Here is a 25642-nt window from a genome sequence, read left to right on the forward strand (position 1 = left end):
TGTGCAATGCGGGCAGGGCGTGGTCGGGTAGGGTGCAGGTATGAAGAGCAGAGCGACGGTTATTTGTGCACACGGAGGGCACATTCTTTTTGTTCGCAAGGATCGCTCCAAATGGTCTTTACCGGGTGGCAAGGTCGAGCCTGGGGAGTCTCTCGCCGCTGCCGCGCTACGTGAGTTGCGGGAAGAGACAGGGTTGGATGCCAGTGAGCCTCTTTACATCCTGGAGTTCGAAGCCGGCAATGTGCGGCATCACGTGTTCGAGGTGGCCGTGACCAATGCCGGGGATGCCCGTCCCTTGAATGAAATTGCGGCCGTCGCCTGGCATGCCTATGGGGCTGCCAGCGAGCTGGATGCAACGGCCGCCACCAAAAGTATTGTGAGTTCGTTTTTACGCCGCCTTTAACCGAGGTGTTATCGATTCATGAAGAAGCCCGCCTTGTGCGGGCTTTTGCTTTTGCAGCCAGTGGGCGAAATGATTGGCGAGCAGTTTTCTCGCGGCCGAGTGCCAATCGCTTGCCATGTGAGTGGTACAGTCGCGTTTTCACGGCGAGGTAGCATGATGCGGGTGTTGATGGCGGTAATGATCGCGGCGTTGCTGGCGGGGTGTGCCGGCTCGGTGATGAATGAGGCGCGTTCGAAGAGCCCCTACAAGGTGCTCTCGTCGGCCAAGGCGGAGCAGGTCGTGGCGCAGTGTGTGCAGTTTGCCTGGCAGGACGAAGCTGTGTTCGGTGTGGATGCGTCGGCCTATCTGGAGTCTGCCAAGGTGGGTGGATACACGGTCTATACCCGTTCGGCGGAGTCCTTTGCCGATATTCGGGGGCAGGCTTCGGGTACCACTGTCAGTTATTACGCGACCCAGGACAATTGGGTTGCCAAGCGTAGACTGGCAGCATTGGCGACCTGCCTGTAATTCCTTTCTGAGCATTATCCAGTAAGCAGATCATGAACCCGGCTTTTGTCGGGTTTATGCTTTCTTGGGGATATTCATTGCTTGTCCTGAACGGTTAGTTAACACAAAGCTAGTTGTTCTCTTATTTAATTGTGTAAGTTATTTGCCTTTCTCTCTGTAGGTTTGCGCTGTAATTATTTTCTGATGTCCCGCCTTTGTTGAGGTGCGACAATTGGCTCGGAGCTCTGTGTGTGGGAGTCAGTAGACAAAACACTGATTTGGACTAGCTTAAAAGTTCTCCTCAAGAAGGAGTTTTATTTGATCAATGGAGTGAAGCATCATGAATAAACCATTAGTTCAACTGAAACACGGGCGTGTCGTGTCCCCCTCCAGTCGTGGCGCTGTCGCCGTCGAGCTGGGGCTGCTCGGCACCTGGCAGGTCAACGAGATGGAAGGTGGCAAAAACTTCCCGGACCTGGTGGGTGGACCCTTCCAGAAACCATACGAGAGCGATGTCGCCAGCGTTGTGCCACCGGCTGATGGGCATATCCTCAGCGGCGGCAAGACCGACGAGCGTGACTGCCTCAACTTCACCAATGAAGAAATGTCGAAGAAGCTTGGCCGTGCGTTCTCCTGGCCGTTGCTCAACGTCGACCCGGGGCAGGTGTTCCAGGTCAAGTGGGAGTACACCGCTCCTCATGTGACCCGCGGTTACAGCTGGTTCATCACCAAGGATGGCTGGGATCCGAAACAGCGTATCAGCCGTGCACAACTGGAGCCGCAGGCTTTCTTCAAGGACTTCTACACACAAGTTCCGTATGACCAGCATGGCGATGAAATGAAAGCCAAGGTCGAACATCAAGTGACCCTGCCCAGGAGCAAGAGAGGCCATCACGTGATTGTGCTGGCGTGGATTGTCGCCAACACCGGCAATGCGTTCTATCAGGCATTCGACGTCGACTTCAAATAACAGCAGAAGTTGTCACTCTCTTTAAATGGTTCTGAAGGATTAGAACGTGAACAAGATCAACTTTGCATCGGTAAAGACTCAGCTGAATGATTCGGCATCGTTGATGCCGTCGATCGCTGGCAAGAAGATTCTCATGGGTTTCTGGCACAACTGGCCGGCAGGCCCCAGTGACGGTTACCAGCAGGGGCAGTTCGCCAATCTCGACCTGGTGGATGTACCCAAGGAATACAACGTGGTGGCCGTGGCCTTCATGAAAGGCAACGGCATTCCCACCTTCAAGCCCTACAACCTGTCGGATGAGGAGTTCCGGCGCCAGGTTGGCGTGCTCAACAGCCAGGGGCGGGCGGTGTTGATTTCCCTTGGCGGTGCGGATGCTCATATCGAGTTGCACAAGGGCAATGAGCAAGCGCTGGCCAACGAAATCATCCGTCTGGTGGAAGTCTATGGTTTCGACGGGCTGGACATCGACCTGGAACAGAGCGCCATCGATTTTGCCGACAACAAGACTGTGCTGCCGGCGGCGCTCAAGCTGGTGAAGGATCACTACGCAGGTGAGGGCAAGCATTTCATCATCAGCATGGCGCCAGAGTTTCCCTACCTCGTCACCGGCGGCAAGTATGTCGGTTACATCCAGGCGCTGGATGGCTACTACGATTTCATCGCGCCGCAGTACTACAACCAGGGCGGCGACGGTCTGTGGGTCCAGGAAGCCAACGGCGGGAAGGGAGTCTGGATAGCCCAGAATGACGACGCGCTGAAGGAAGACTTTCTGTTTTATCTGACCGAGAGCCTGGTCACCGGTACGCGTGGCTATATCGCCATCCCTGCCGACAAGTTCGTGATCGGTCTGCCGGCCAACGTCGACGCAGCGGCGAGCGGGTATGTCATTGACCCCGCGGCGGTGAGCAACGCCTTCAAGCGTCTGGATCGTGCCGGCTTGTCGATCAAGGGGCTGATGACCTGGTCGGTCAACTGGGATAACGGCATCAACAGGTACGGCGTCCGTTACAACTGGGAGTTCCGTGATCGTTATGCGCCGCTGATCCATGGCGGCAGCGGCGAGGAGCGACCTTCGGCGCCGGGCAACCTGGTTTCTCCTGCACAGACGGAGAACAGCGTGACCTTGAGCTGGAGTGCTGCCCACGGTGTTCGTCCGATCGAGTTCTACACCCTGTTCCGCGATGGCAAGCCGGTGGCCCAGACGGCCTCGCTGACCCTGAAGGACGAAGGTCTGAAAACCGATACGCTGTACAGCTACTTTGTCAGCGCCACGGATACCCAGGGTAATCAGTCGCTGCCGAGCACTAACCTGAGTATCAAGACTGCCGGCGGGGTACCTGACCCGCAATATCCGGAATGGCAACTGAATCATCACTATCGCAAAGATGACGGTGTGACCTACCAGGGCAATCTGTATCTGTGCTTCCAGGAGCACACCTCGAATGCCGGCTGGACCCCGGATGTCGCCTTTACCCTTTGGGCCAAGGTGGCGATTCAGCGGCGTGCGTGAACGGTGGAGGAAGCGGTACAAAGGCGCCCCATGACGGGCGCCTTTTTGTTGTACGTAGAGCAGGGCAAAGCTGCGGGTTATGAACTAATACTCACAGGCTGTTTTTTGTCATCCGTCAATGGAGAGTGGAGCGATGCTCATGCACTGGTTTCTCGCGGCTGTACACCTGTTGGCCTTTGCTGTCGCCTTTGCGGCGGTGCTCAATCGTGGTACGGCGTTGCGTCGCGTGGTCACCGAGGGGGCGGACGTGCGCCGGGCTCTGCTGGCCGATAACGGCTGGGGGCTGGCTGCCGCGGTGTTGTTGATCACCGGTTTACTGCGGGCTTTTGCCGGCTACGAAAAAGGTACGGATTACTACCTGCACCAGCCGCTGTTTCACATCAAGATGACCTTGTTCATCATCATCCTGTTGCTCGAAATATTGCCGATGGTGACGTTGATCAAATGGCGAATCGCCCTGGGGCGCGGCACCTCGATCGATACCGGCCGCGCCACGCTGTTTGCGCGCATCAGCCATCTGCAGGCGCTGTTGATCGTGCTGCTGGTGGTGGCGGCCAGCGGCATGGCGCGTGGGGTCATGTTCAGCCAGCCATGAGGTGAGGAAGGAGCAGCGAGTCGAGTGTGCTTTGGCTCGATGTGGGTTGTTGTGCATCACCGAGCGCCGCGCGCTAGCAGAGTTGGCTGAAAGCCTTGCTGATGGTGGCCCGGTTGGTTTTGAACTCGGCCTGCTGCACAGGAATGATGCCGAACTCGTCGCTGACGATGGCCAGCGCACGGTGCAGGTAGTCGACGTTGGCCTGGGAGCGGAAGGTGAATATTCCGCGTTTGACTTCGTAGAGCCCCTCCGTCGAGCAGGCGGCAATGGTGCGCATTGCATTCAGGTCGTTGGTGATCAGAAGGTAAGCGAACTCTTGCATTGACCGCTCCTTGTTCGTAAAGCGTCTGCCGGTGGCAAGGGGGAGCCTCGGCAGGCTCGCGGAGGCGGTAGGTCTTGAAATTACTCCTCCTGCTCGTTGCCACGCTACTGAGTATTTATACAAAAACGAGGGAGGGCTTTCTCCCGGCCGAGTCGTATCGACAGATTGCCGGGATGGAGCGCTATCGGTGGAGGGCTTGGGTAACGCACTTTGCCAGGGCTGGCGCTGGCGGCCTGAACTGCGCCGCTGCCATTTGAAGAGGGGAGTGTGCTGCGGGGGAATCAATCAACGACGACGCTGCGCCAGCCATTGTGATGAGACAAAGGGCTGGCCGCTCATGACGCTCAAGGTGTTTCGCGTTTGTCCGGGGCGGTGAGGCCGGCTTGGATCCGTTGGTAGATTTCTTCGCGATGGACTGCGACGTCTTTCGGGGCATTGATGCCAATCCGGACTTGCTGGCCGCTCACGCCCAGAATGGTGATCGTGATGTCGTCACCGATATTTATGCTTTCACCGACTTTGCGGGTGAGTATCAGCATGATCTTCTCCTTGATTGCTTTGTAGGGCACCTGATTCAGACAGTGCAGATGTCGGTAGTAGTGCGTATAGATTACTGCGAAGTACCACTGTGTGGGTGCCTCTTTCTGACGCGCAGACGCGGTATTAATTCCCGAGCTGCAACTATACAGAGGCGATAAATATCATTCTCCTTGTTTTGCGCTGATTTTGTGGCGTTTGCGCAGGGGATTGGGGTGCTAAAATCGCCGCCTCAGACTTTCAAGGGGTAGGTTGTGCGCACAGTAGCGATGATGATGGCGGTCCTGGCATTGGCGGGATGCGGTGAGGGCAAGAAGGTCGAGGTCGACAAGAAGGTGGCGCCGGTCGTCCAGGCACAGCCGCCGCAGGCCGCCACGAAACCGCAATGGGATGTGCTGGTCGCCGGCACCCTGCCTCAGGCGACGAGCGATCTGGCTGGCTGGCTGATCGAGCACGGGATCGTTTCCTATGTCGTCGTCGAAGAGGGCAAGGATCGGGTGCTGATCGGCCCGTTCGATTCCCAGGCCGAAGCCGAAGCCAAGAAAACCGAGCTGGTCGAAAAGCTGACCAAGGCCAAGAAGCGCAATATCGAACCGCAAGTGATTGAGCACCGCGTCGCGCAGTAAGCCGTTCTTCTGAGTGCCAGGTCAGGTCGTCGCAGCGACGTTGAGCGACCGGCCTGGTCGGCGCTCAGTCATCTTGAAGGGGCTGTCCATGCCCCAGGTGTTTATCGGTAATCCGGACGGAATCAGCCGCAGGCCTTCAGGTTGACCGGGCCGACGAACTCGTTGCCGCGCCCCATCACACAGGCCACGCTCTGATTGCGCTGGCGCTCCCAGGGTTGTACCGGATAGGTCTTGTTCCAGGCTTCGTACAACTGGCGATCCTGTTTCGACAGGCGCAGGTTGTACTGCTTGCTCATATAAAAGTAGGTCCGGGCGATCATGCCGCGAATGGACGGGCGCGGCATGACCTTCTTGGCCTTGAAGTCGACCTGGGTCAGGCATGAGCCGTACTGGCCGGACTGCGCCGGCAGCCACCCGAAGCTGAAGTTGTTACGGTCGCCGTTGACCTCGCCGATGCTCGGCACCAGGTTGTGCAGGTCGGCTTCGGCGCGTTGATAGATCGGGTCGTGGCGGGTGCAGTTCTTGCGCCCGCCTTGCTGCCAGCATTGGCGTTGATGGCCGATCTGCCAGGCAGGAACTATGTGTTCCCACTCGATGCGCGCGGCGCGGTTGGCATTCTTGCGTGGTACGTAACCGCAGGCGGCGAGGTTGACCCGATTGCCGCTGTACTTGCAGCCGCAGTAGAACTCGGTGGATTGCGGGGCGTACAGCTTCCAGGCGATTTTCTTCGCTTCGTTGAAGGTGCGGGGTGCATCGGCGTGGGCATTCAGGGCAACACAAAACAGCAGTACAGCAAAACAGCGGACACTCATCGACTCAGTCTTCCTTCGGCACGACCCAGAAAATCTGCACACCGCCGTCATCGCGATAGGCGAGGGTGACGTTGTCGTTTTCGGCGATTTCTTCGAGCAGGCGCTCCCACTCGTCGACCACCTCGTCGGGCTGACGGAAGATCAGGGCGGCTTTGGCTTTTTGCGCGTTGGGCGAATTGATGATTTTCTGAACGCGCAAACCGAGGCGTTCATAAGAGCTTGGTGGGGTAGTTGCTGCGGCGGGCACGGAACATTCCTTATTAAGCTGTATGCGCGTACAGTATTTTACTGTAGGAAATTTCGCAACCGCTTAAAATTCAAGAAGTTCTTCTGACAGCGATATTCGCGGATTACTGCAAAACGATTGAGTTTTTTATCGGCGGGAAAGGAAGAGAGCCGGCCAGCTGGGGCGGAGCACTCGCCCGGGGCGGGCGAGTGTGGGGTAGGGCAGTGCCCGACCTGAGCAGGTCGGGCGGGTCAATCAGTATTCCCAGAACATCCGCTGCAGTTCCTTGCTGTCCTGGGTCTTGGTCAGGGCGACCATGGCCAGGATGCGGGCTTTCTGCGGGTTCAGGTCGTTGGCCACGACCCAGTCGTATTTGTCGTCAGGCTGTTCCGCGTTGCGCAGTACGAAGCCGCCGGCATTGACGTGGGACGAACGAATGATTTGCACGCCATTCTTGCGCAGCTCTTGCAGGGCAGGCACTACGCGGGAAGACACCGAGCCATTGCCGGTACCGGCGTGGATGATGGCTTTGGCGCCGGACTGGGCCAGGGCCTTGTAGGCGGTGTCACTGACGTTGCCATAGCCATAGGCGATTTCTACGTCAGGCAGGCTCTTGATGGTCTTGATATCGAATTCCGAACCCGAGGTGTGACGCTTGGCCGGCAGGCGGAACCAGTAGGACTTGCCTTCCACCACCATGCCCAGCGGGCCCCATGGGCTCTTGAAGGCTTCGGTCTTGATATTGATCATTTTACTGACGTCGCGACCCGACTGGATCTCGTCGTTCATGGTGACCAGCACGCCCTTGCCATGGGCTTCCTTGCTACCGGCCACGGCGACGGCGTTGTACAGGTTGAGCATGCCGTCGGCGGACATGGCGGTGCCTGGACGCATGGAGCCGACCACTACGATGGGCTTGTCGGTCTTTTCCACCAGGTTCAGGAAGTAAGCGGTTTCTTCCAGGGTGTCGGTGCCGTGGGTGATGACGATGCCATCGACGTCCTTGCTGTCGGCCAGCTCGGCGACACGACGGCCCAGTTGCAGCAGGTTTTCGTTGGTGATGCTTTCAGAGGCGATCTGCATGACCTGTTCGCCGCGCACATTGGCGACCTGGCTCAGCTCGGGGATCCCGGCGATCAACTGCTCGATGCCGACTTTGGCGGCCTGATAGGTGGCGCTGTTGGCGGCACTGGCGCCGGCGCCGGCAATGGTGCCGCCGGTAGCGAGCACGACCACGTTGGCCAGCTTCTGTTGGGTTTCGACTTCCTTGGCCTGCAATGCAGTCGGAAGGAGCAAGAGGAGGGCCAAGGCGCCCGGAACAAGGGTGTTGAAAGCAGATTTCATTATTTTCTCTCTAGTAGTGAGACGGTGCTGGTGCAGGTTCATCTAGATACACCCGAGACAGATCTGAATGCCGCGGGCGAAAAGGAAGAGCAGGATCTGTACCAGCCGGACTGTGGTCGCAAAACTCTTTTAACTTAATGATTTATATCAATTTATTTTTATTTACCGGATGCACGGGACGTTTTGCTGTCCGGTTTTCCGAATAGTCGGAAGATTCGCGTTCGGTTGTCCGACAGTTCTGATTGGCATGAGGAAAACCCTGAATTAAAGAGCTGGTCCTTGCAGCCGATGCCCTTCAAGGATCGTTTCTTTATGGAGCTCACATGTCTATTTCTGTCGGTTTCCCTGCTGCCGGGGCCATCACCATCAACGGTAAATCGCCGGCCACTATCGATGCTCTGAGCCAGGGCGCCGCCGATAACGCTGCACAAGCCCTGGGGCTGGACGAAGACGGCAAGCTGCGGGTGGCGTCCGGTGCCGAAGCCGAGAAGGCCGAGACTCAAGAGTCCGAAGGGGACAATCAGAGTCTGGTGGTAAAAATGCTGCTCAAGCGCATGAAAGAACTGCAGGCGCAATTGCAGGAGCAACAGCAGCAGTTGGCCGCCGCCCAGGCGGCGAGCTACCCGACCCCGGAAGCCAAGGCGACTGTGGTGATGGCGATTCAAGGCCAGCTCGCCGATACCAGCGGTGCGTTGCAGGAAGTGGTGGGGAACCTGGTCAAGGAGTTGAGCAAGGACTCTTCGTCGGGCGCGGGCGGGCTGGTCAGCACCACCGCATGATTGCGTGTTGTTTTGGCGGGGCGCCTGTCCTGGCGTTCCGCGGTACTCATGGGCGCTGGCTTTCCCGTTGACAAATCCCGGCAGGGTTCGCATAGTTCGTTCTACGCAAACGTTTGCGCAGGCCCTGGGCGAATAAGAGTCACACCCGCCTCAGGTTCGCTTCAAGCCGCGTTCATCGGGGCCTGAAGGTCGTCGAGCGTACTCCAGCGCAAGCGTTGCTCACAATAATCATAAGATCGGAGTGAACCCATGAAGCTGCCATTCGCTGGACGTCTTCTCGCTGTCGCTGTTCTGGCTGCCGCATCCGCTACGCTTCCTCTCTCTTCGGCATTCGCCGAGACCCCGGAAAAACCCAAGGTCGCCCTGGTCATGAAATCCCTGGCCAACGAATTCTTCCTCACTATGGAAGACGGCGCCAAGGCGTATCAAAAAGACCATGCCGCCGATTTCGACCTGGTCTCCAACGGCATCAAGGATGAAACCGACACCGCCAACCAGATCCGTATCGTCGAGCAGATGATCGTTTCCAAGGTCAACGCGCTGGTGATCGCCCCGGCGGATTCCAAGGCCATGGTGCCGGTGATCAAGAAGGCGGTGGACGCCGGTATCACCGTGATCAACATCGACAACCAGCTGGACCCGGCGGTACTCAAGAGCAAAAACATCAGCGTGCCTTTTGTCGGCCCCGACAACCGCAAGGGCGCGCGCCTGGTGGGCGAGTACCTGGCCAAGGACCTGAAGGCCGGTGACGAAGTCGGCATCATCGAAGGCGTGTCGACCACCACCAACGCCCAGCAGCGCACCGCAGGCTTCAAGGATGCAATGGAGGCCGCGCAGATCAAGGTGGTCTCGCTGCAATCCGGTGACTGGGAAATCGACGCCGGCAACCGTGTCGCCGCCGCCATGCTCAGCGAATACCCGAACCTCAAGGCGCTGCTGGCCGGTAACGACAGCATGGCCGTCGGTGCTGTTTCGGCGGTGCGTGCGGCGGGCAAGGCCGGCAAGGTCAAGGTGGTCGGCTACGACAACATCAATGCCATCAAGCCGATGCTCAAGGACGGTCGCGTGCTGGCGACCGCCGACCAATTCGCCGCCAAGCAGGCAGTCTTCGGTATCGAGACAGCCCTGAAGATTCTCAAGGGCGAGAAGGTGGACGGCGGCGCCAATGGCGTGATCGAAACTCCGGTTGAGCTGGTCACCCAGTAATCGTTCTGGCGGCGCAACGGCGCCCGCCTGAACAGGCGGGCGCATGGAGAGTTTCTTATGTCAGTTTCCGCTGTGAACGCTGTCCTTTCGGTCAGCGGTATCGGCAAGACCTACGCGCAACCGGTATTGACCGGCATCGACCTGACGCTGATGCGCGGGGAGGTGCTGGCGCTGACCGGGGAAAACGGCGCAGGCAAAAGCACCCTGTCGAAAATCATCGGTGGCCTGGTGACCCCGACCACCGGTGAGATGCGCTTCAACGGTCAGGCTTACCGTCCCGGCAGTCGCACCCAGGCCGAGGAGCTGGGCATCCGCATGGTCATGCAGGAGCTCAACCTGTTGCCGACGCTGTCGGTGGCCGAGAACCTGTTCCTCGATAACCTGCCCAGCCTTGGCGGCTGGATCAATCGCAAACAGTTGCGCAAGGCGGCGATCGAAGCCATGGCTCAGGTCGGCCTGGAAGCGATCGATCCCGATACCCTGGTCGGCGAACTGGGGATCGGCCACCAGCAGATGGTGGAGATCGCGCGCAACCTGATCGGCGACTGCCATGTGCTGATCCTCGACGAGCCGACCGCGATGCTCACGGCCCGCGAAGTCGAGTTGCTCTTCGAGCAGATCACCCGTCTACAGGCCCGTGGCGTAGCCATCATCTACATCTCCCATCGCCTGGAAGAACTGGCCCGGGTCGCCCAGCGCATTGCGGTGCTGCGTGACGGTTGCCTGGTTTGCGTCGAGCCGATGGCCAATTACAACAGCGAGCAACTGGTCAACCTGATGGTGGGGCGCGAGCTGGGCGAGCACATCGATCTCGGTCCGCGCAAGATTGGTGCGCCGGCCCTGACGGTCAGCGGCCTGAGTCGTTCCGACAAGGTGCTGGACGTGTCTTTCGAGGTGCGCAGCGGCGAGATCTTCGGTATCTCCGGGTTGATCGGGGCCGGGCGCACCGAGCTGTTGCGCCTGATCTTCGGTGCTGACAAGGCTGACAGCGGCACGGTTGCCCTGGGTTCTCCGGCGCAGGTGGCGAATATCCGTTCGCCGGTCGACGCGGTGGCCCACGGCATTGCCCTGATCACCGAGGATCGCAAGGGTGAAGGCCTGCTGCTGACGCAATCCATCAGCGCCAATATCGCCCTGGGCAACATGCCGGAAATCTCCCGTGGCGGCCTGGTCAATGGCCGTGACGAATCGGCGCTGGCGCAGCGGCAGATCGATGCCATGCGCATCCGCAGTTCGGGGCCGGCGCAACGGGTGTCCGAACTGTCCGGCGGCAATCAGCAGAAGGTGGTCATCGGTCGCTGGCTGGAGCGCGATTGCGCGGTGCTGCTGTTCGACGAGCCGACCCGCGGCATCGATGTCGGCGCCAAGTTCGACATCTACGGCCTGCTCGGCGAACTGACTCGCCAGGGCAAGGCGCTGGTGGTGGTTTCCAGTGACTTGCGGGAGCTGATGCTGATCTGCGATCGCATTGGCGTGCTGTCCGCCGGGCGCCTGATCGATACCTTCGAGCGCGACAGCTGGACCCAGGATGAACTGCTTGCCGCCGCTTTCGCCGGCTATCAAAAACGTGATGCGTTGCTCAACGAAGCGGCGCCTAGGGACCTCCCATGAAAACTGCATCTTCGGCCGGCAAACGTGGCGGCAACTACTACGGCCTGGGTACCTACCTGGGGCTGGCCGGTGCCTTGCTGGCCATGATTGCGCTGTTCTCGACGCTGAGCAGCCACTTTCTTTCCTACGACACTTTCAGCACCCTGGCCAACCAGATCCCGGACCTGATGGTGCTGGCGGTGGGCATGACCTTTGTCCTGATCATCGGCGGTATCGACCTGTCCGTGGGCTCGGTGCTGGCCCTGGCGGCCTCCACCGTCAGCGTGGCGATTCTCGGCTGGGGCTGGAGTGTCATCCCGGCGGCACTGCTGGGCATGGGCTGCGCGGCATTGGCCGGGACTATCACCGGCTCGATCACCGTGGCCTGGCGTATTCCTTCGTTCATCGTCTCCCTCGGCGTGCTGGAAATGGCCCGCGGCGTGGCTTACCAGATGACCGGCTCGCGCACTGCCTATATCGGTGATGCCTTCGCCTGGTTGTCGAACCCGATCGCCTTTGGCATCTCGCCGTCCTTCATCATCGCCTTGCTGATCATCTTCATCGCCCAGGCGGTGTTGACGCGCACGGTGTTCGGCCGTTACCTGATCGGCATCGGCACCAACGAGGAAGCGGTGCGCCTGGCCGGCATCAATCCCAAGCCCTACAAGATCCTGGTGTTCAGCCTGATGGGACTGCTGGCGGGCATCGCCGCGCTGTTCCAGATTTCCCGCCTGGAGGCGGCGGACCCGAATGCCGGCTCCGGTCTGGAGCTGCAAGTGATCGCGGCCGTGGTGATCGGCGGTACCAGCCTGATGGGCGGACGCGGATCGGTGATCAGCACCTTTTTCGGGGTGTTGATTATCTCGGTGCTGGCCGCGGGGCTGGCGCAGATCGGCGCGACCGAGCCGACCAAACGTATCATCACCGGCGCGGTCATCGTGATTGCGGTGGTGCTGGATACTTATCGCAGCCAGCGCGCAAGCCGGCGGAGCTGAGTCATGGCAACGATCAAAGATGTGGCGGCCCTCGCGGGGATCTCCTACACCACGGTTTCCCACGTGTTGAACAAGACACGCCCGGTCAGCGAGGAGGTGCGGATCAAGGTCGAGGCGGCGATCCAGCAGCTCGACTACGTGCCCAGCGCCGTGGCGCGCTCGCTGAAGGCCAAGACCACGGCGACCATCGGCCTGTTGGTGCCTAACAGCCTCAACCCGTATTTCGCCGAACTGGCCCGGGGGATCGAGGATTATTGCGAGCGCAACGGCTACTGCGTGATTCTCTGCAACTCCGACGATGACCCGGAAAAACAGCGCAGCTACCTGCGGGTGCTGTTGGAAAAACGCATCGACGGCCTGATTGTGACCTCGGCAGGTGGCGACGGTGGGCTGGCCAAGGGGCTGGCGGCTGTGCGCACACCGATGGTGATCGTCGACCGGGGGCTGGAAGGGGTGGATGCGGACCTGGTGCGGATCGACCACGAATACGGCGCGTACCTGGCGACCCGTCATCTGCTCGAGTTGGGCCATCGTGATATCGCCTGCATCGGCGGTCCGGACTACACCAGCGTGGCGCAGCTGCGTCTGGCGGGGTTCCAGCGGGCGTTGCGCGAAGCCGGCGTGGAGGTGCCTGCGGAGCGTATCCTGCAGAGCGACTTCACCAGCACCGGCGGTTATCACGCGGCGGCCCAGTTGCTGGAGCGCAACCCGCCCAGCGCGATCTTCGCCGGCAACGACATGATGGGCATCGGTGTGCTGCGCGCGGCGGCGGAGCGCAATATCCGGGTGCCGAGCGAGCTGTCGGTGATTGGCTTCGACGACATCCAGATGAGCCGTTATGTGTATCCGGCGCTGACCACGGTCGGCCAGTCGATCCTGCAACTGGGCGAGCAGGCGGCGGAGCTGTTGCTGCGTCGTATCGCTGCGCCTGGATTGCCGACCGACCAGCGGATCGTCACGCCAAGCATTGTCCTGCGCGAGTCGACGGCGCCCGTGGTCGGCGCATTCGCCGAGTACCGTTGAATCGAATTGTGAGTATCGATGTATGCCAGCAAAAGTAGTGGTAGTAGGTAGCCTCAACATGGACCTGGTCACCCGGGCCGAGCGGCTGCCGCGTGCCGGTGAAACCCTGATCGGCCAGTCGTTCGCCACGGTTTCCGGTGGCAAGGGGGCGAACCAGGCAGTGGCGGCGTCCCGTCTGGGCGCCCAGGTGTCGATGATCGGTTGCGTCGGTGATGATGCCTACGGCGAGCAATTGCGTTCGGCGTTGCTCGCCGAACAGATCGATTGCCAGGCCGTCACCGCTGTCCCCGGCTCCAGTGGCGTCGCCTTGATCGTGGTGGACGACAGCAGCCAGAACGCAATTGTGATCGTGGCCGGTGGCAACGGTCAGCTCACGCCAGAGGTCGTCAGCGGCTTCGACAAGGTTCTGCAGGCGGCCGACGTGATCATCTGTCAGCTCGAAGTGCCGCTGCCCACGGTGGGGCATAGCCTCAAGCGCGGCCGTGAAATGGGCAAGACAGTGATCCTCAACCCCGCACCGGCCAGTGGCCCGTTGCCGGCGGACTGGTACGCGTCCATCGACTATCTGATTCCCAACGAAAGCGAGGCCGCGGCCCTCAGCGGCTTGCCAGTGGATTCCCTGGCGAGCGCCGAAGCCGCGGCCGCCCGCCTGATCGCTGCCGGGGCCGGCAAGGTCATCATCACGCTCGGGTCCCAGGGTTCGCTGTTCGCCAATGGCACGAGTTTCGAGCATTTCCCTGCACCCAAGGTCAAGGCGGTCGATACCACGGCTGCCGGCGACACCTTCGTCGGTGGTTTTGCCGCAGCCCTGGCTGCCGGCAAGAGCGAGGCCGAGGCGATTCGTTTCGGCCAGGTCGCGGCGGCGCTGTCGGTGACTCGTCCAGGTGCGCAACCTTCCATTCCCACGTTGTCCGACGTACAGGCGTTCTCTCCCGCATGAAAAAGACACCCTTGCTCAATGTCGCCCTGTCGCGACTGATCGCCTCCCTGGGGCACGGCGATATCGTGGTCATCGGCGATGCCGGCCTGCCTGTGCCACCGGGCGTCGAATTGATCGACCTGGCCCTGACCCAGGGCATTCCGGACTTCCTCAGCACCTTGCAGGTAGTGCTTTGCGAGATGCAGGTGGAGGGCCATGTACTGGCGCAGGAGATTCTGGATCGACAGTCCCCGGTCTTGCAGGCGCTTGAGGCGCTGAGCACCGAAGGGGCGCTGGGCGCGCGCAAGCTGTTGGGCCACGATGAGTTCAAGGTGCTCAGCCGCCAGGCGCGGGCCATCGTCCGGACGGGCGAGTGTCAGCCTTATTGCAACATTGCTTTGATTGCCGGGGTGACGTTCTGAGCGTTGCCTCTCTCTGTTCAACCACGCAAAGGAGTGCGCCATGCACCGCTATGCTCAGCTACTGAAGCACCTGATCCGGAGTGTTCTGCTCGTGTCCCTGTTCACTGCTACCAGCGCCCATGCGGCAGAAAAAATCGATCTGATCATCGATACCGATCCGGGTGCCGATGATGTGGTTGCGTTGCTGTTCGCCCTGGCGTCGCCGGAAGAGCTGCAGATCCGCGCGCTGACCACGGTGGCCGGCAACGTGCGCCTGGACAAGACTTCGCGTAATGCGCGCCTGGCCCGTGAGTGGGCGGGGCGCGAAGAGGTGCCGGTGTACGCTGGTGCGCCGAAGCCGCTGCTGCGCACGCCGATCTATGCCGAGAACATTCATGGCAAGGAAGGCATTTCCGGGGTCGCGGTGCATGAGCCGAAAAAAGGCCTGGCTGAGGGCAGTGCGATCAATTACCTGATCGACACCCTGCGCGCCGCCAAGCCCCACAGCATCACCATTGCCATGCTGGGGCCGCAGACCAACCTGGCGCTGGCGCTGATCCAGGCACCGGATATCACTCAAGGCATCAAGGAAGTGGTGGTCATGGGCGGGGCGCATTTCAATGGCGGCAACATCACCCCGGTGGCCGAGTTCAACCTGTTCGCCGATCCGCAGGCTGCCGAGGTGGTGCTCAAGAGCGGTGTGAAGCTGACTTACCTGCCGCTGGACGTCACCCACAAGGTACTGACCAGCGATGCGCGCCTGCAGAAGATCGCGGCCTTGAACAACAATGCCAGTAAGGTGGTGGGCGATATCCTCAACGAATACGTCAAGGGTGACATGGAGCACTACGGCATTCCGGGTGGCCCGGTGCATGACGCGACCGTCGTTGCCTACCTGCTCAAGCCCGAGCTGTTCAGCGGGCGCCAGGCCAACATGGTGATCGACAGCCGTGAGGGCCCAACCTTCGGCCAGACCATCGTTGATTGGTACGACGGCCTGAAGCAGGAGAAGAACGTGTTCTGGGTGGAGAATGGCGATGCCCAGGGCTTCTTCGATCTGCTGACCGAGCGCCTGGCTCGCCTGAAGTAAGTGATATTTCCGGCAGGTGCCAGCCTGTCGGGCGTTACGCCTTCCCTGTATCCGGCGTGCCCGAGTGCTCGCCGGGATACTTCTCGAATATCTGCTCGATGAACGTCTGGGCCGCTTCAGTGCCCAGCTCCCTGATCAGTAGGTCGATGCCGATGATTGCCAGCTCTTCGGGGCTGCCGGGGCTGTAGGAACAATGGCCTTCGGGCCATTTGGCTTTGATGTCGGCGTCGATCGTCACGGTGGCCATGGATGTCTCGCAAGCTCGGAAATGGGCGGGCCGGACAGGCGCTTGTCGAGGGCTTCCGGTCTTGTAGAGTTAAACACCTTGGCGGGCTTTTCGCACTCCGACTTAGGCATGAGGGGAGGGCTGTGCGACACTTGGTCATTGTCTGTTTTCAAAGGGTGCCCGTGTGCAGATCGATTTGAACAACCCTGATGCCTTGACCTTCGAGGCGGTGCGCCAGTTGCTGGCGTCGGCCAGTGACGATGTGCATACCCAGCTGCGAGTGACCAAGACGGGGATTGCCTATATCTCGTCGGGCGTGGTCGGTGGTGCGGAAATCGACGGCCTGCTGTTCAGGCTGGAAACCTGGGCCGCCGGCTCCGGTTATGTCGGCCTTGTAGCGGCTAGCGATGAGGTCTGGGTGACGCAGATTCTTAACGCATTGAAACAGAACTGGCCGAAGCCACCGTTCGATTACATCGATATTTACTGAGTCTGTTCATATCCGGTCACGATTGCTGCATGAAAACGTGGTCGTACCTGATGCAGACTTGCCCGCTGTCTTGGCCAAGAGGCCATTGGCCAGTCCGTTTGTGAAACCAATAGTCAGAGTGGTTGTCGCACTATCTCTGCTTATTTTTGAAAAGGAGGCTTCATGCCTTGGAAGCTCGCGTCATTCGGTACCTTGTTGGCTGCAGTCGTTTTGACAGGGTGCAGCACTTCTTCGCCGGATAAGGATCCGGTAGCGACCGAGAGCGGCCATAGCCGCTGTGAGGCTAAGGCGGCCGAATTCGCCATCGGCAAAAAAGCTTCGCCTGAGCTGCTGGAGCAGGCACGCACTCGCGCAGGTGCGCAGAACGCCCGTATTCTCAAGCCGAATGACATGATCACCCTGGAATACCGTTCCGATCGGCTGAACCTCAACACCGATAACAACCTGGTGATCACTCGGGTCAACTGCGGCTGATCTTGTCGGCGCTTTTGCACCGTGCATAAAAAACCCCGTCACATGGACGGGGTTTTTTTAGCTCGCTGAGAAATTACTCAGGACGAACTTGTGCAGCTTGCATACCCTTTTGGCCTTTCTCAGCCACGAAGGAAACGGTCTGGCCTTCTTTCAGGCTTTTGAAACCGTCGCTTTCAATAGCTTTGAAGTGTACGAACAGGTCGTCACCGCCACCTTGAGGAGTGATGAAGCCGAAGCCTTTTTCATCGTTGAACCATTTTACGGTGCCGGTTTGGCGATTAGACATGGTGTATCTCCAAGAAACATATATTTTCAGTAGTACTGTGCTGCTCAGGCCAACTGGGCACACCGGGCTATCATAGTCGAAATGTTCGACTTGGGAGCCCCCTGGACGTGCCGATTCCCAGGTGCTTGAGTCCGTTTTGTTGCTCCGATCGGCTGAAGGCCCCGGTTTAAGGGGCTTTCAGCGAAAATATTCGGTGATAAAAAAAGCCGTAAAAGCTGCGTAAATTGTGAAAAAAGGTCGGTTTTCAGATCGCATCGAACCTGATTCAAGGCCCTCTCTCGCGCTTTAAAGACTTATTTCACCACCCGGCAAGCGGCAATAGCCTCCAGTGCCTTGGTTCTCAGCGCCGGATCCGGTTGAGTCTGCTTGCTCATGAGTTGTTTGATTTCGTCGGTAGTGAATTTCTCATTGAGCTTGTCCGCACCACAGGCGCAGTGCTTTTCCGCACTTTTCACATCAACGCTCTGGCTGGCGGCAGCCGTGCAATCCTTCATGTATTCGGCGCGTACCCCGGCTGGCCAGGCGGCTTGCGCGCTCAGTGGCAGCAGCAGGGCGAAAGGGGCGGCAAGGGCGAATAGTTGGGTGAGGCGCATGAGTCGAGCTCTCCTGGGGTTGGTACAAGAATGGCGATTCTCGGTGTATTTGAGACCTTGGGTACACATCAAGTTCACTTTGTAGCTTAGAAAGCGCTGCTACGCTGTCCCGGTGGGAAGTACGGCGCGATGACCGTTCATCTGTGCTAGCATGCCCGGCTTGGGTGTTTTCAGGCTCTGGGCGAGTTTCAATCCCACCGCGGTCTATGCCTCTATTTTTCTGATTTGAACTCCAGTCACTCTGGTTCGTTTTACCGGTTGGCCGCAAGGCTCCTGCCACTGTGAGGCAGGCGTTCGTCACGAACGGCCTGGATCGAACCGCGTACTGGCTCATCCCAACCCACGTGACCTTTGGTAGGGGTCACCACTAGGAGAGGAGGCGCCATGCCCACTATTACTCTTCCCGACGGCAGTCAACGTTCATTCGATCATCCGGTTTCCGTAGCCGAGGTCGCCGCATCCATTGGTGCAGGTCTGGCCAAGGCCACCGTGGCCGGCAAGGTCAATGGCAAACTGGTCGACGCCTGCGATCTGATCGACAGCGACGCGACCCTGCAAATCATCACGCCAAAGGATGAAGAGGGGCTGGAGATCATTCGCCACTCTTGCGCTCACCTGGTTGGCCACGCGGTCAAGCAGCTGTATCCGACCGCGAAGATGGTTATCGGTCCGGTGATCGATGAAGGCTTCTATTACGATATCGCCTACGAGCGTCCTTTCACCCCGGACGACCTGGCGGCAATCGAACAGCGCATGCAGCAGCTGATCGAGAAAGATTACGACGTCATCAAGAAAGTCACTCCGCGCGCCGAAGTGATCGAAGTGTTCAAGGCTCGCGGTGAAGACTACAAGCTGCGCCTGGTCGAGGACATGCCGAACGAACAGGCCATGGGCCTGTACTACCACGAAGAATACGTCGACATGTGCCGCGGTCCGCACGTGCCGAATACTCGCTTCCTCAAGTCCTTCAAGCTGACCAAGCTGTCCGGCGCCTACTGGCGTGGCGATGCCAAGAACGAGCAGTTGCAGCGTGTCTACGGCACTGCCTGGGCGGACAAGAAGCAACTGGCGGCCTACATCCAGCGTATCGAGGAAGCCGAGAAGCGCGACCATCGCAAGATCGGCAAGCGCCTGGGCCTGTTCCATACCCAGGAAGAAGCGCCGGGCATGGTGTTCTGGCATCCGAACGGCTGGACCCTGTACCAGGTGCTCGAGCAGTACATGCGCAAGGTTCAGCGCGACAATGGCTACCTGGAGATCAAGACTCCGCAGGTGGTCGATCGCAGCCTGTGGGAGAAATCCGGACACTGGGCCAACTACGCCGAAAACATGTTCACTACCGAGTCGGAAAGCCGCGACTACGCCATCAAGCCGATGAACTGCCCGTGCCACGTGCAGGTGTTCAACCAGGGCCTGAAGAGCTACCGCGAGCTGCCGATGCGTCTGGCTGAGTTTGGTGCCTGCCACCGTAACGAGCCGTCCGGTGCGTTGCACGGCATCATGCGTGTGCGTGCCTTCACTCAGGACGACGCGCACATCTTCTGTACCGAAGAGCAGATGCAGGCCGAATCCGCGGCATTCATCAAGCTGACCATGGATGTCTATGCCGACTTCGGCTTCAAGGACATCGAAATGAAGCTTTCCACCCGCCCTGAAAAGCGTGTGGGCTCCGACGAGCTGTGGGATCGCGCTGAAAATGCCTTGGCCGCTGCGCTTGATAGCGCCGGCTTGCCATACGACCTGCAGCCAGGGGAAGGTGCATTCTACGGCCCGAAAATCGAATTCTCGCTGAAAGACTGCCTGGGGCGTGTCTGGCAGTGTGGTACCTTGCAGCTCGATTTCAACCTGCCGATCCGTCTGGGCGCTGAATACGTTTCCGAAGATAACAGCCGTAGACATCCGGTGATGTTGCACCGGGCGATCCTCGGTTCCTTCGAGCGTTTCGTCGGGATTCTGATCGAACATTACGAAGGCGCATTCCCTGCGTGGCTGGCTCCGACCCAGGCCGTGGTGATGAATATCACTGATAAACAGGCAGATTTTGCCCTCGAAGTGGAAAAAACCCTCAACCAAAGCGGATTTCGTGCCAAGTCCGACTTGAGAAATGAAAAGATCGGCTTTAAAATCCGCGAGCATACTTTGCTCAAGGTTCCCTATCTCTTGGTTATTGGAGATCGGGAAGTCGAGACGCAGACTGTCGCTGTGCGTACCCGTGAAGGTGCTGACCTGGGCTCGATGCCCGTCGCTCAATTCTCGGAGTTCCTTGCACAAGCGGTTTCCCGGCGTGGTCGCCCAGATTCGGAGTAATTATTATTAAGCGTGAAATGAGACAAGATAAACGAGCTGCACCGAAAGCCCCGATCAACGAGAATATCTCGGCACGCGAGGTTCGGTTAATTGGCGCTGACGGCGAGCAGATTGGCATCGTCTCGATTGATGAAGCGCTTCGTATTGCTGAAGAAGCCAAGCTTGATCTGGTGGAAATCTCCGCCGACGCAGTCCCACCGGTTTGCCGTGTGATGGACTACGGCAAGTCGATCTTCGAGAAGAAGAAGCAGATTGCTGCGGCGAAGAAGAACCAGAAGCAGATTCAGGTAAAAGAAATCAAGTTTCGTCCAGGGACGGAGGAAGGGGATTACCAGGTAAAACTGCGCAACCTGGTACGTTTCCTGAGTGACGGGGACAGGGCCAAGGTATCCTTGCGATTCCGCGGCCGTGAGATGGCCCACCAGGAGCTGGGGATGGAACTCCTCAAGCGGGTTGAAGCTGACCTGCAAGAGTACGGTTCGGTCGAACAGCATCCTAAGATGGAAGGACGCCAGCTGATCATGGTCATCGCCCCGAAAAAGAAGAAGTAATCAACAGGGCACGGCAGGCCTTCTGATTATGTTTATCAACTGAATGCGGAGTATCCGAACATGCCAAAGATGAAAACCAAAAGTGGTGCTGCTAAGCGGTTTCTGAAAACTGCTAACGGTATCAAGCACAAGCACGCTTTCAAGAGCCACATCCTGACCAAAATGTCGACCAAGCGTAAGCGTCAACTGCGCGGTAGCAGCTTGCTGCATCCGTCTGACGTGGCAAAAGTCGAGCGCATGCTGCGCCTTCGTTAATTTTTGGATCAAGAATAGAGGAAGTAACTCATGGCTCGTGTAAAGCGTGGCGTCATTGCCCGTAAACGTCACAAAAAAATTCTGAAACTTGCTAAAGGCTACTACGGCGCGCGCTCCCGCGTATTCCGTGTTGCCAAGCAAGCGGTAATCAAGGCAGGCCAATACGCCTACCGTGACCGTCGTCAGAAAAAACGTCAGTTCCGCGCTCTGTGGATCGCTCGTATCAACGCTGGTGCTCGTATCAACGGTCTGTCCTACAGCCGTTTCATCGCCGGCCTGAAAAAAGCGTCCATCGAGATCGACCGTAAGGTTCTGGCTGATCTGGCAGTGAACGAAAAAGCGGCGTTTGCTGCGATTGTCGAGAAAGCTAAAGCCACTCTGGCTTAAGTACCCCCGACAGTCACCCGGGCTCACCTCTGTGGGCCCAGGTGTTAAACGTCATAAATAGGGGAAGAGCCTACAAGCTCTTCCCCTATTTTGTATCTGGAGTCTGTACATGGAAAACCTGGATGCGCTGGTCTCTCAAGCACTAGAGGCTGTGCAAAGCGCTGAAGATATCAATGCCCTGGAGCAAATCCGGGTTCAGTACCTTGGCAAGAAGGGTGAATTGACTCAGGTGATGAAGACCCTGGGGAATTTGCCGGCAGAGGAGCGTCCGCAGGTCGGCGCCCTGATCAACGTTGCCAAGGAGCGTGTTACAGAGGCTCTCAATACGCGTAAGGCTTTGTTTGAAGAAGCCGAACTGGCTGCCAAACTGTCCGCCGAGTCCATCGATGTGACCCTGCCTGGCCGTGGCCAGGTCTCCGGCGGTCTGCATCCTGTGACCCGGACTCTGGAACGTATTGAACAGTTCTTCACCCATATCGGCTACGGCATCGCCGAAGGCCCTGAGGTCGAAGACGACTATCACAACTTCGAGGCGCTCAACATCCCAGGCCACCACCCGGCCCGTTCGATGCATGACACCTTCTATTTCAATGCGAACATGCTGTTGCGCACCCATACCTCGCCGGTACAGGTCCGCACCATGGAATCGCAGCAGCCGCCGATCCGCATCGTCTGCCCAGGCCGTGTGTACCGTAGCGACTCCGATATCACCCACTCGCCGATGTTCCACCAGGTCGAAGGCCTGCTGATCGATCGCGACATCAATTTCGCTGACCTCAAGGGGACCATCGAAGAGTTCCTGCGGGTGTTCTTCGAAAAAGAACTGGCGGTGCGTTTCCGTCCTTCGTACTTCCCGTTCACCGAGCCGTCCGCCGAAGTCGACATGGAATGTGTGATGTGCAGCGGTAAAGGTTGCCGTGTCTGCAAGCAGACCGGTTGGCTGGAAGTCATGGGCTGTGGCATGGTTCACCCGAACGTGCTGCGCATGTCCGGGATCGATCCGGAAGAGTTCCAGGGCTTTGCCTTCGGTATGGGCGCCGAGCGTCTGGCCATGCTGCGTTACGGCGTGAATGACTTGCGCCTGTTCTTCGACAACGACTTGCGGTTCCTCGCGCAATTTCGCTAGGTCGCACGCCCGTAACGAATCTTTCAGGAGAGCAGGATGAAATTCAGTGAACAATGGCTGCGCGGCTGGGTAAGCCCGCAGGTAAGTCGCGACGAGCTGGTTGCTCGTCTGTCGATGGCCGGTCTTGAGGTCGATAGCGTGACGCCGGCCGCCGGTGTTTTCAGTGGCGTGGTGGTGGGCGAGGTGCTGAGCACCGAACAACACCCTGATGCCGACAAGCTGCGTGTTTGCCAGGTCAGCAATGGCGCGGAAACCTTCCAGGTCGTGTGTGGTGCGCCAAACGTGCGTCCGGGCCTGAAGATCCCTTTCGCCATGATCGGCGCAGAGCTGCCTGGCGACTTCAAGATCAAGAAGGCCAAGCTGCGCGGTGTCGAGTCGAACGGCATGCTGTGCTCCCAGACAGAACTGCAGGTGGGAGAGGGCAATGACGGTCTGATGGAATTGCCGGCCGATGCGCCGGTAGGCAAGGATTTTCGTGAGTACCTGGAGCTGGATGATGCCAGCATTGAAGTCGACCTGACTCCTAACCGCGGTGACTGCCTGTCGCTGGCGGGGCTTGCCCGTGAAGTTGGCGCGCTTTATGCCGCACCAGTGACCCGTCCAGTGGTGCTATCCGTCGCGCCTGCGCACGACGAAGTGCGTCCGGTTGAAGTGCTGGCGCCCGCGGCTTGCCCGCGTTATCTGGGCCGGGTCGTCCGCAATGTCGACCTGTCCAGGCCGACCCCACTGTGGATGGTCGAGCGTCTGCGTCGCGCTGACGTACGCAGCATCGATGCGGCTGTGGACATCACCAACTACGTAATGCTCGAATTGGGGCAGCCGCTGCATGCTTTCGATCTTGCCGAAATCAACGGTGGCATCCGTGTACGGATGGCAGAAGAGGGTGAGAAGCTGGTCTTGCTCGACGGCCAGGAAGTGACCTTGCGCAGCGATACCCTGGTTATCGCTGACCATACCCGGGCTCTGGCGATTGCCGGCGTCATGGGTGGCGAACACAGTGGCGTAGCTGCTACCACCCGCGATGTTTTCCTGGAAAGTGCTTTCTTCGACCAGATCGCTGTCGCTGGTAAAGCTCGTTCCTATGGCTTGCACACCGACGCCTCGCATCGCTACGAGCGTGGTGTGGACTGGCAACTGGCCCGTGAAGCCATGGAGCGTGCCACTGGCCTGCTGCTGGAGATCACCGGTGGCGAAGCCGGCCCGATTATCGAAGCGGTCAGCGAGCAGCACCTGCCGTCGATCGCTCCGATCACCCTGCGTGCCGAGCGCATCACCCAGATGCTGGGCATGGAAATCGAGGCGCCGGAGGTCGAGCGTCTGCTCGGTGCCCTGAGCCTGAAGATTTCCGCTGATGGAGCAGGGCAGTGGCGCGTTGAAGTGCCAAGCCATCGCTTCGACATCAGCCTGGAAGTCGATCTGATCGAAGAGCTGGCTCGTCTATACGGCTACAACCGCCTGCCAGTTCGCTACCCACAAGCGCGTCTGGCTCCACAAGCCAAGGCCGAAGCTCGTAGCGATCTGCCTGAGCTGCGTCGTTTGCTGGTGGCCCGCGGTTATCAGGAAGCTATTACTTACAGCTTCATCGATCCGAAACAGTTCGAGTTGTTTAATCCAGGTGTCGAGCCGCTGTTGCTGGCCAATCCGATTTCCAACGACATGGCTGCCATGCGTTCGTCGCTGTGGCCGGGACTGGTCAAGGCGCTTCAGCACAACCTGAACCGTCAGCAGGACCGTGTCCGTCTGTTCGAGAGTGGCCTGCGTTTCGTCGGTCAACTGGAAGGCTTGAAGCAAGAGCCGATGCTGGCCGGTGTGGTGTGCGGCACTCGTCTGCCGGAAGGCTGGGCACAAGGTCGCGATGTCGTGGACTTCTTTGACGTCAAGGCCGACGTGGAAGCAGTGCTGGGCTTTGCCGGCGCACTTGATGCGTTCGCTTTCGTGCCTGGCAAGCATCCTGCGCTACACCCGGGGCAAACCGCGCGCATCGAACGTGAAGGTCGTCTGGTTGGCTATATCGGCGCTATCCATCCTGAATTGTCGAAAACCCTCGGTCTCGACCGTCCGGTCTTCGTTTTCGAGCTGGTTCTGGCCGAAGTAGCCTCGGGAAAAATGCCGGAATTCCGTGAGTTGTCGCGTTTTCCTGAAGTACGTCGTGACTTGGCCCTGCTGGCTGATCGCGATGTTGCCGCCAGTGCGGTGTTGGATGTAATCCGTGAGAATGCAGGCGAATGGCTGACAGACCTCAGGTTGTTTGACGTGTACCAAGGTAAAGGCATTGATCCTCATAGAAAAAGCCTTGCAGTTGGCTTGACCTGGCAGCATCCATCGCGCACTCTTAATGACGATGAGGTGAACTCCACGACGCAAAATATCCTCACCTCGCTCGAACACAGGTTGAACGCCACGTTAAGGAAGTGACGTATGGGGGCTCTGACGAAAGCTGAAATGGCCGAACGTCTCTACGAAGAGCTGGGCCTGAATAAACGTGAGGCCAAGGAATTGGTCGAGCTGTTTTTTGAGGAAATCAGGCACGCTCTCGAAGATAACGAACAGGTCAAATTGTCCGGTTTCGGTAACTTCGACCTTCGGGATAAACGCCAGCGACCTGGCCGCAACCCGAAGACGGGTGAAGAAATCCCGATCACGGCACGCCGTGTGGTCACCTTTCGTCCAGGGCAGAAGTTGAAGGCCCGAGTTGAGGCTTATGCTGGAACCAAGTCATAACGACGAGCTCCCGGTCATTCCGGGCAAGCGCTACTTCACCATTGGAGAAGTCAGTGAGCTCTGTGCGGTCAAACCGCATGTGCTGCGTTATTGGGAGCAGGAGTTTCCTCAACTCAACCCCGTCAAGCGCCGCGGAAATCGCCGGTATTATCAGCGCCAGGATGTGCTGATGATCCGGCAGATCCGCGCGTTGCTTTATGATCAGGGGTTCACCATCGGTGGAGCACGCCTGCGCCTTTCCGGTGATGAAGCCAAAGACGACACCACACAGTACAAGCAATTGATCCGTCAGATGATCTCCGAACTGGAGGACGTTCTGGTGGTACTCAAGAAGTGATTTTCAGCTTTTAAAATACTTCCAAATTTCAAAAGCTTGCGATATATTCTTGAGC

The 25642-nt window shown here is 58.8% G+C and carries 32 protein-coding genes; 24 read left to right on the forward strand and 8 right to left on the reverse strand.

Annotation, left to right across the window (positions count from 1 at the left end):
- Positions 1 to 40 precede the first annotated feature (40 nt).
- From DK261_RS29765 to DK261_RS29785, 5 genes are all read left to right on the forward strand, one after another.
- Positions 41 to 403: an NUDIX hydrolase gene (locus DK261_RS29765; RefSeq protein WP_009048112.1), complete on the forward strand. Its 363-nt coding sequence runs from the start codon at positions 41 to 43 to the stop codon at positions 401 to 403.
- A 156-nt stretch (positions 404 to 559) separates the two neighbouring features.
- Entirely contained in the window at positions 560 to 910 is a 351-nt protein-coding gene (locus DK261_RS29770) for a hypothetical protein (protein ID WP_009048113.1), read from the forward strand.
- Positions 911 to 1229: 319 nt separating this feature from the next.
- Positions 1230 to 1859, forward strand: a complete 630-nt coding sequence (locus tag DK261_RS29775) for a lytic polysaccharide monooxygenase auxiliary activity family 9 protein (RefSeq protein ID WP_009048114.1) — start codon at positions 1230 to 1232, stop codon at positions 1857 to 1859.
- A gap of 46 nt (positions 1860 to 1905) precedes the next feature.
- Entirely contained in the window at positions 1906 to 3369 is a 1464-nt protein-coding gene (locus tag DK261_RS29780; RefSeq protein ID WP_016704902.1) for a carbohydrate-binding protein, read from the forward strand.
- A gap of 133 nt (positions 3370 to 3502) precedes the next feature.
- Positions 3503 to 3964, forward strand: a complete 462-nt coding sequence (locus DK261_RS29785) for a DUF2214 family protein (protein ID WP_009048116.1) — start codon at positions 3503 to 3505, stop codon at positions 3962 to 3964.
- 73 nt (positions 3965 to 4037) lie between these two features.
- Here DK261_RS29785 and DK261_RS29790 read toward each other — a convergent pair whose 3' ends face one another.
- Together DK261_RS29790 and csrA are read right to left on the reverse strand one after the other, a co-directional pair.
- Positions 4038 to 4286, reverse strand: a complete 249-nt coding sequence (locus tag DK261_RS29790) for a hypothetical protein (protein WP_009048117.1) — start codon at positions 4284 to 4286, stop codon at positions 4038 to 4040.
- Positions 4287 to 4630: 344 nt separating this feature from the next.
- Positions 4631 to 4825 (reverse strand): carbon storage regulator CsrA, encoded by a 195-nt coding sequence (gene csrA / locus DK261_RS29795; RefSeq protein ID WP_007920550.1) that lies wholly within the window; start codon positions 4823 to 4825, stop codon positions 4631 to 4633.
- Positions 4826 to 5092: 267 nt separating this feature from the next.
- Here csrA and DK261_RS29800 point away from each other — a divergent pair, with 267 nt between their 5' ends.
- A complete protein-coding gene (locus DK261_RS29800; RefSeq protein ID WP_009048118.1) occupies positions 5093 to 5449 on the forward strand; it encodes an SPOR domain-containing protein in 357 nt (118 codons plus the stop codon).
- A gap of 122 nt (positions 5450 to 5571) precedes the next feature.
- On the opposite strand, the gene DK261_RS29805 is transcribed toward DK261_RS29800, so the two are convergent.
- The 3 genes from DK261_RS29805 to DK261_RS29815 form a co-directional block, all read right to left on the reverse strand.
- Entirely contained in the window at positions 5572 to 6261 is a 690-nt protein-coding gene (locus tag DK261_RS29805) for an endonuclease (protein WP_009048119.1), read from the reverse strand.
- A 4-nt stretch (positions 6262 to 6265) separates the two neighbouring features.
- Positions 6266 to 6508 (reverse strand): DUF1654 domain-containing protein, encoded by a 243-nt coding sequence (locus tag DK261_RS29810; RefSeq protein WP_009048120.1) that lies wholly within the window; start codon positions 6506 to 6508, stop codon positions 6266 to 6268.
- Between the two features lie 234 nt (positions 6509 to 6742).
- Positions 6743 to 7831 carry an asparaginase gene (locus DK261_RS29815; protein WP_009048121.1) on the reverse strand — a complete coding sequence of 363 codons (1089 nt, stop codon included), beginning with the start codon at positions 7829 to 7831 and terminating at the stop codon, positions 6743 to 6745.
- Between the two features lie 323 nt (positions 7832 to 8154).
- Between DK261_RS29815 and DK261_RS29820 the strand changes: the two genes are divergently transcribed.
- From DK261_RS29820 to DK261_RS29855, 8 genes are all read left to right on the forward strand, one after another.
- On the forward strand, positions 8155 to 8610 hold the full coding sequence (locus tag DK261_RS29820; protein WP_009048122.1) for a hypothetical protein: 456 nt from the start codon (positions 8155 to 8157) through the stop codon (positions 8608 to 8610).
- Positions 8611 to 8859: 249 nt separating this feature from the next.
- Positions 8860 to 9816 carry a sugar ABC transporter substrate-binding protein gene (locus DK261_RS29825; protein WP_009043052.1) on the forward strand — a complete coding sequence of 319 codons (957 nt, stop codon included), beginning with the start codon at positions 8860 to 8862 and terminating at the stop codon, positions 9814 to 9816.
- 57 nt (positions 9817 to 9873) lie between these two features.
- Positions 9874 to 11427, forward strand: coding sequence for a sugar ABC transporter ATP-binding protein (locus DK261_RS29830; protein ID WP_023968635.1), 1554 nt, complete (start codon positions 9874 to 9876; stop codon positions 11425 to 11427).
- Complete coding sequence (locus DK261_RS29835) at positions 11424 to 12401, forward strand: ABC transporter permease (protein ID WP_007920531.1); 978 nt, start codon at positions 11424 to 11426, stop codon at positions 12399 to 12401. Before DK261_RS29830 ends, DK261_RS29835 begins: the two co-directional genes overlap by 4 nt.
- Before the next feature lie 3 nt (positions 12402 to 12404).
- On the forward strand, positions 12405 to 13424 hold the full coding sequence (locus tag DK261_RS29840; protein WP_009048125.1) for a LacI family DNA-binding transcriptional regulator: 1020 nt from the start codon (positions 12405 to 12407) through the stop codon (positions 13422 to 13424).
- A 22-nt stretch (positions 13425 to 13446) separates the two neighbouring features.
- Positions 13447 to 14364, forward strand: coding sequence for a ribokinase (gene rbsK / locus DK261_RS29845; RefSeq protein WP_009048126.1), 918 nt, complete (start codon positions 13447 to 13449; stop codon positions 14362 to 14364).
- Positions 14361 to 14765 (forward strand): D-ribose pyranase, encoded by a 405-nt coding sequence (rbsD, locus tag DK261_RS29850; RefSeq protein ID WP_009048127.1) that lies wholly within the window; start codon positions 14361 to 14363, stop codon positions 14763 to 14765. The genes rbsK and rbsD overlap by 4 nt, the downstream gene beginning before the upstream one ends.
- Positions 14766 to 14805: 40 nt before the next feature.
- Positions 14806 to 15834 (forward strand): nucleoside hydrolase, encoded by a 1029-nt coding sequence (locus tag DK261_RS29855; RefSeq protein ID WP_110177246.1) that lies wholly within the window; start codon positions 14806 to 14808, stop codon positions 15832 to 15834.
- Between the two features lie 34 nt (positions 15835 to 15868).
- Here DK261_RS29855 and DK261_RS29860 read toward each other — a convergent pair whose 3' ends face one another.
- The gene (locus DK261_RS29860; RefSeq protein ID WP_009043057.1) at positions 15869 to 16081 is read right to left on the reverse strand and encodes a hypothetical protein; all 213 of its coding nucleotides are present in this window, start codon (positions 16079 to 16081) and stop codon (positions 15869 to 15871) included.
- 163 nt (positions 16082 to 16244) lie between these two features.
- Between DK261_RS29860 and DK261_RS29865 the strand changes: the two genes are divergently transcribed.
- Together DK261_RS29865 and DK261_RS29870 are read left to right on the forward strand one after the other, a co-directional pair.
- Positions 16245 to 16550, forward strand: coding sequence for a hypothetical protein (locus DK261_RS29865; protein ID WP_009048129.1), 306 nt, complete (start codon positions 16245 to 16247; stop codon positions 16548 to 16550).
- Between the two features lie 162 nt (positions 16551 to 16712).
- The gene (locus DK261_RS29870; protein WP_009048130.1) at positions 16713 to 17024 is read left to right on the forward strand and encodes an I78 family peptidase inhibitor; all 312 of its coding nucleotides are present in this window, start codon (positions 16713 to 16715) and stop codon (positions 17022 to 17024) included.
- Between the two features lie 73 nt (positions 17025 to 17097).
- On the opposite strand, the gene DK261_RS29875 is transcribed toward DK261_RS29870, so the two are convergent.
- Entirely contained in the window at positions 17098 to 17310 is a 213-nt protein-coding gene (locus DK261_RS29875) for a cold-shock protein (RefSeq protein ID WP_003179963.1), read from the reverse strand.
- Positions 17311 to 17603: 293 nt separating this feature from the next.
- Positions 17604 to 17903, reverse strand: coding sequence for a hypothetical protein (locus tag DK261_RS29880; protein WP_009048131.1), 300 nt, complete (start codon positions 17901 to 17903; stop codon positions 17604 to 17606).
- A gap of 384 nt (positions 17904 to 18287) precedes the next feature.
- On the opposite strand from DK261_RS29880, the gene thrS reads away from it, so the two are divergent.
- The 8 genes from thrS to DK261_RS29920 all read left to right on the forward strand — a co-directional run bounded on the left by thrS (position 18288) and on the right by DK261_RS29920 (position 25587).
- Complete coding sequence (thrS, locus tag DK261_RS29885; protein WP_009048132.1) at positions 18288 to 20210, forward strand: threonine--tRNA ligase; 1923 nt, start codon at positions 18288 to 18290, stop codon at positions 20208 to 20210.
- The gene (gene infC / locus DK261_RS29890) at positions 20210 to 20761 is read left to right on the forward strand and encodes a translation initiation factor IF-3 (RefSeq protein ID WP_169914426.1); all 552 of its coding nucleotides are present in this window, start codon (positions 20210 to 20212) and stop codon (positions 20759 to 20761) included. Before thrS ends, infC begins: the two co-directional genes overlap by 1 nt.
- Before the next feature lie 60 nt (positions 20762 to 20821).
- On the forward strand, positions 20822 to 21016 hold the full coding sequence (gene rpmI / locus DK261_RS29895; RefSeq protein WP_002553160.1) for a 50S ribosomal protein L35: 195 nt from the start codon (positions 20822 to 20824) through the stop codon (positions 21014 to 21016).
- Between the two features lie 30 nt (positions 21017 to 21046).
- On the forward strand, positions 21047 to 21403 hold the full coding sequence (gene rplT / locus DK261_RS29900; protein WP_007905879.1) for a 50S ribosomal protein L20: 357 nt from the start codon (positions 21047 to 21049) through the stop codon (positions 21401 to 21403).
- A 109-nt stretch (positions 21404 to 21512) separates the two neighbouring features.
- On the forward strand, positions 21513 to 22529 hold the full coding sequence (gene pheS, locus DK261_RS29905; protein WP_007920512.1) for a phenylalanine--tRNA ligase subunit alpha: 1017 nt from the start codon (positions 21513 to 21515) through the stop codon (positions 22527 to 22529).
- Between the two features lie 36 nt (positions 22530 to 22565).
- The gene (gene pheT / locus DK261_RS29910; RefSeq protein WP_038631302.1) at positions 22566 to 24944 is read left to right on the forward strand and encodes a phenylalanine--tRNA ligase subunit beta; all 2379 of its coding nucleotides are present in this window, start codon (positions 22566 to 22568) and stop codon (positions 24942 to 24944) included.
- Positions 24945 to 24947: 3 nt separating this feature from the next.
- The gene (gene ihfA / locus DK261_RS29915) at positions 24948 to 25250 is read left to right on the forward strand and encodes an integration host factor subunit alpha (protein WP_002553164.1); all 303 of its coding nucleotides are present in this window, start codon (positions 24948 to 24950) and stop codon (positions 25248 to 25250) included.
- Positions 25231 to 25587: a MerR family transcriptional regulator gene (locus DK261_RS29920; protein ID WP_007920509.1), complete on the forward strand. Its 357-nt coding sequence runs from the start codon at positions 25231 to 25233 to the stop codon at positions 25585 to 25587. Before ihfA ends, DK261_RS29920 begins: the two co-directional genes overlap by 20 nt.
- Positions 25588 to 25642: the final 55 nt, after the last annotated feature.

Origin of the sequence: Pseudomonas sp. RW409, from assembly GCF_003184125.1 — a bacterium.
GTDB classification, from domain to species: Bacteria; Pseudomonadota; Gammaproteobacteria; order Pseudomonadales; family Pseudomonadaceae; genus Aquipseudomonas; species Aquipseudomonas chlororaphis_I.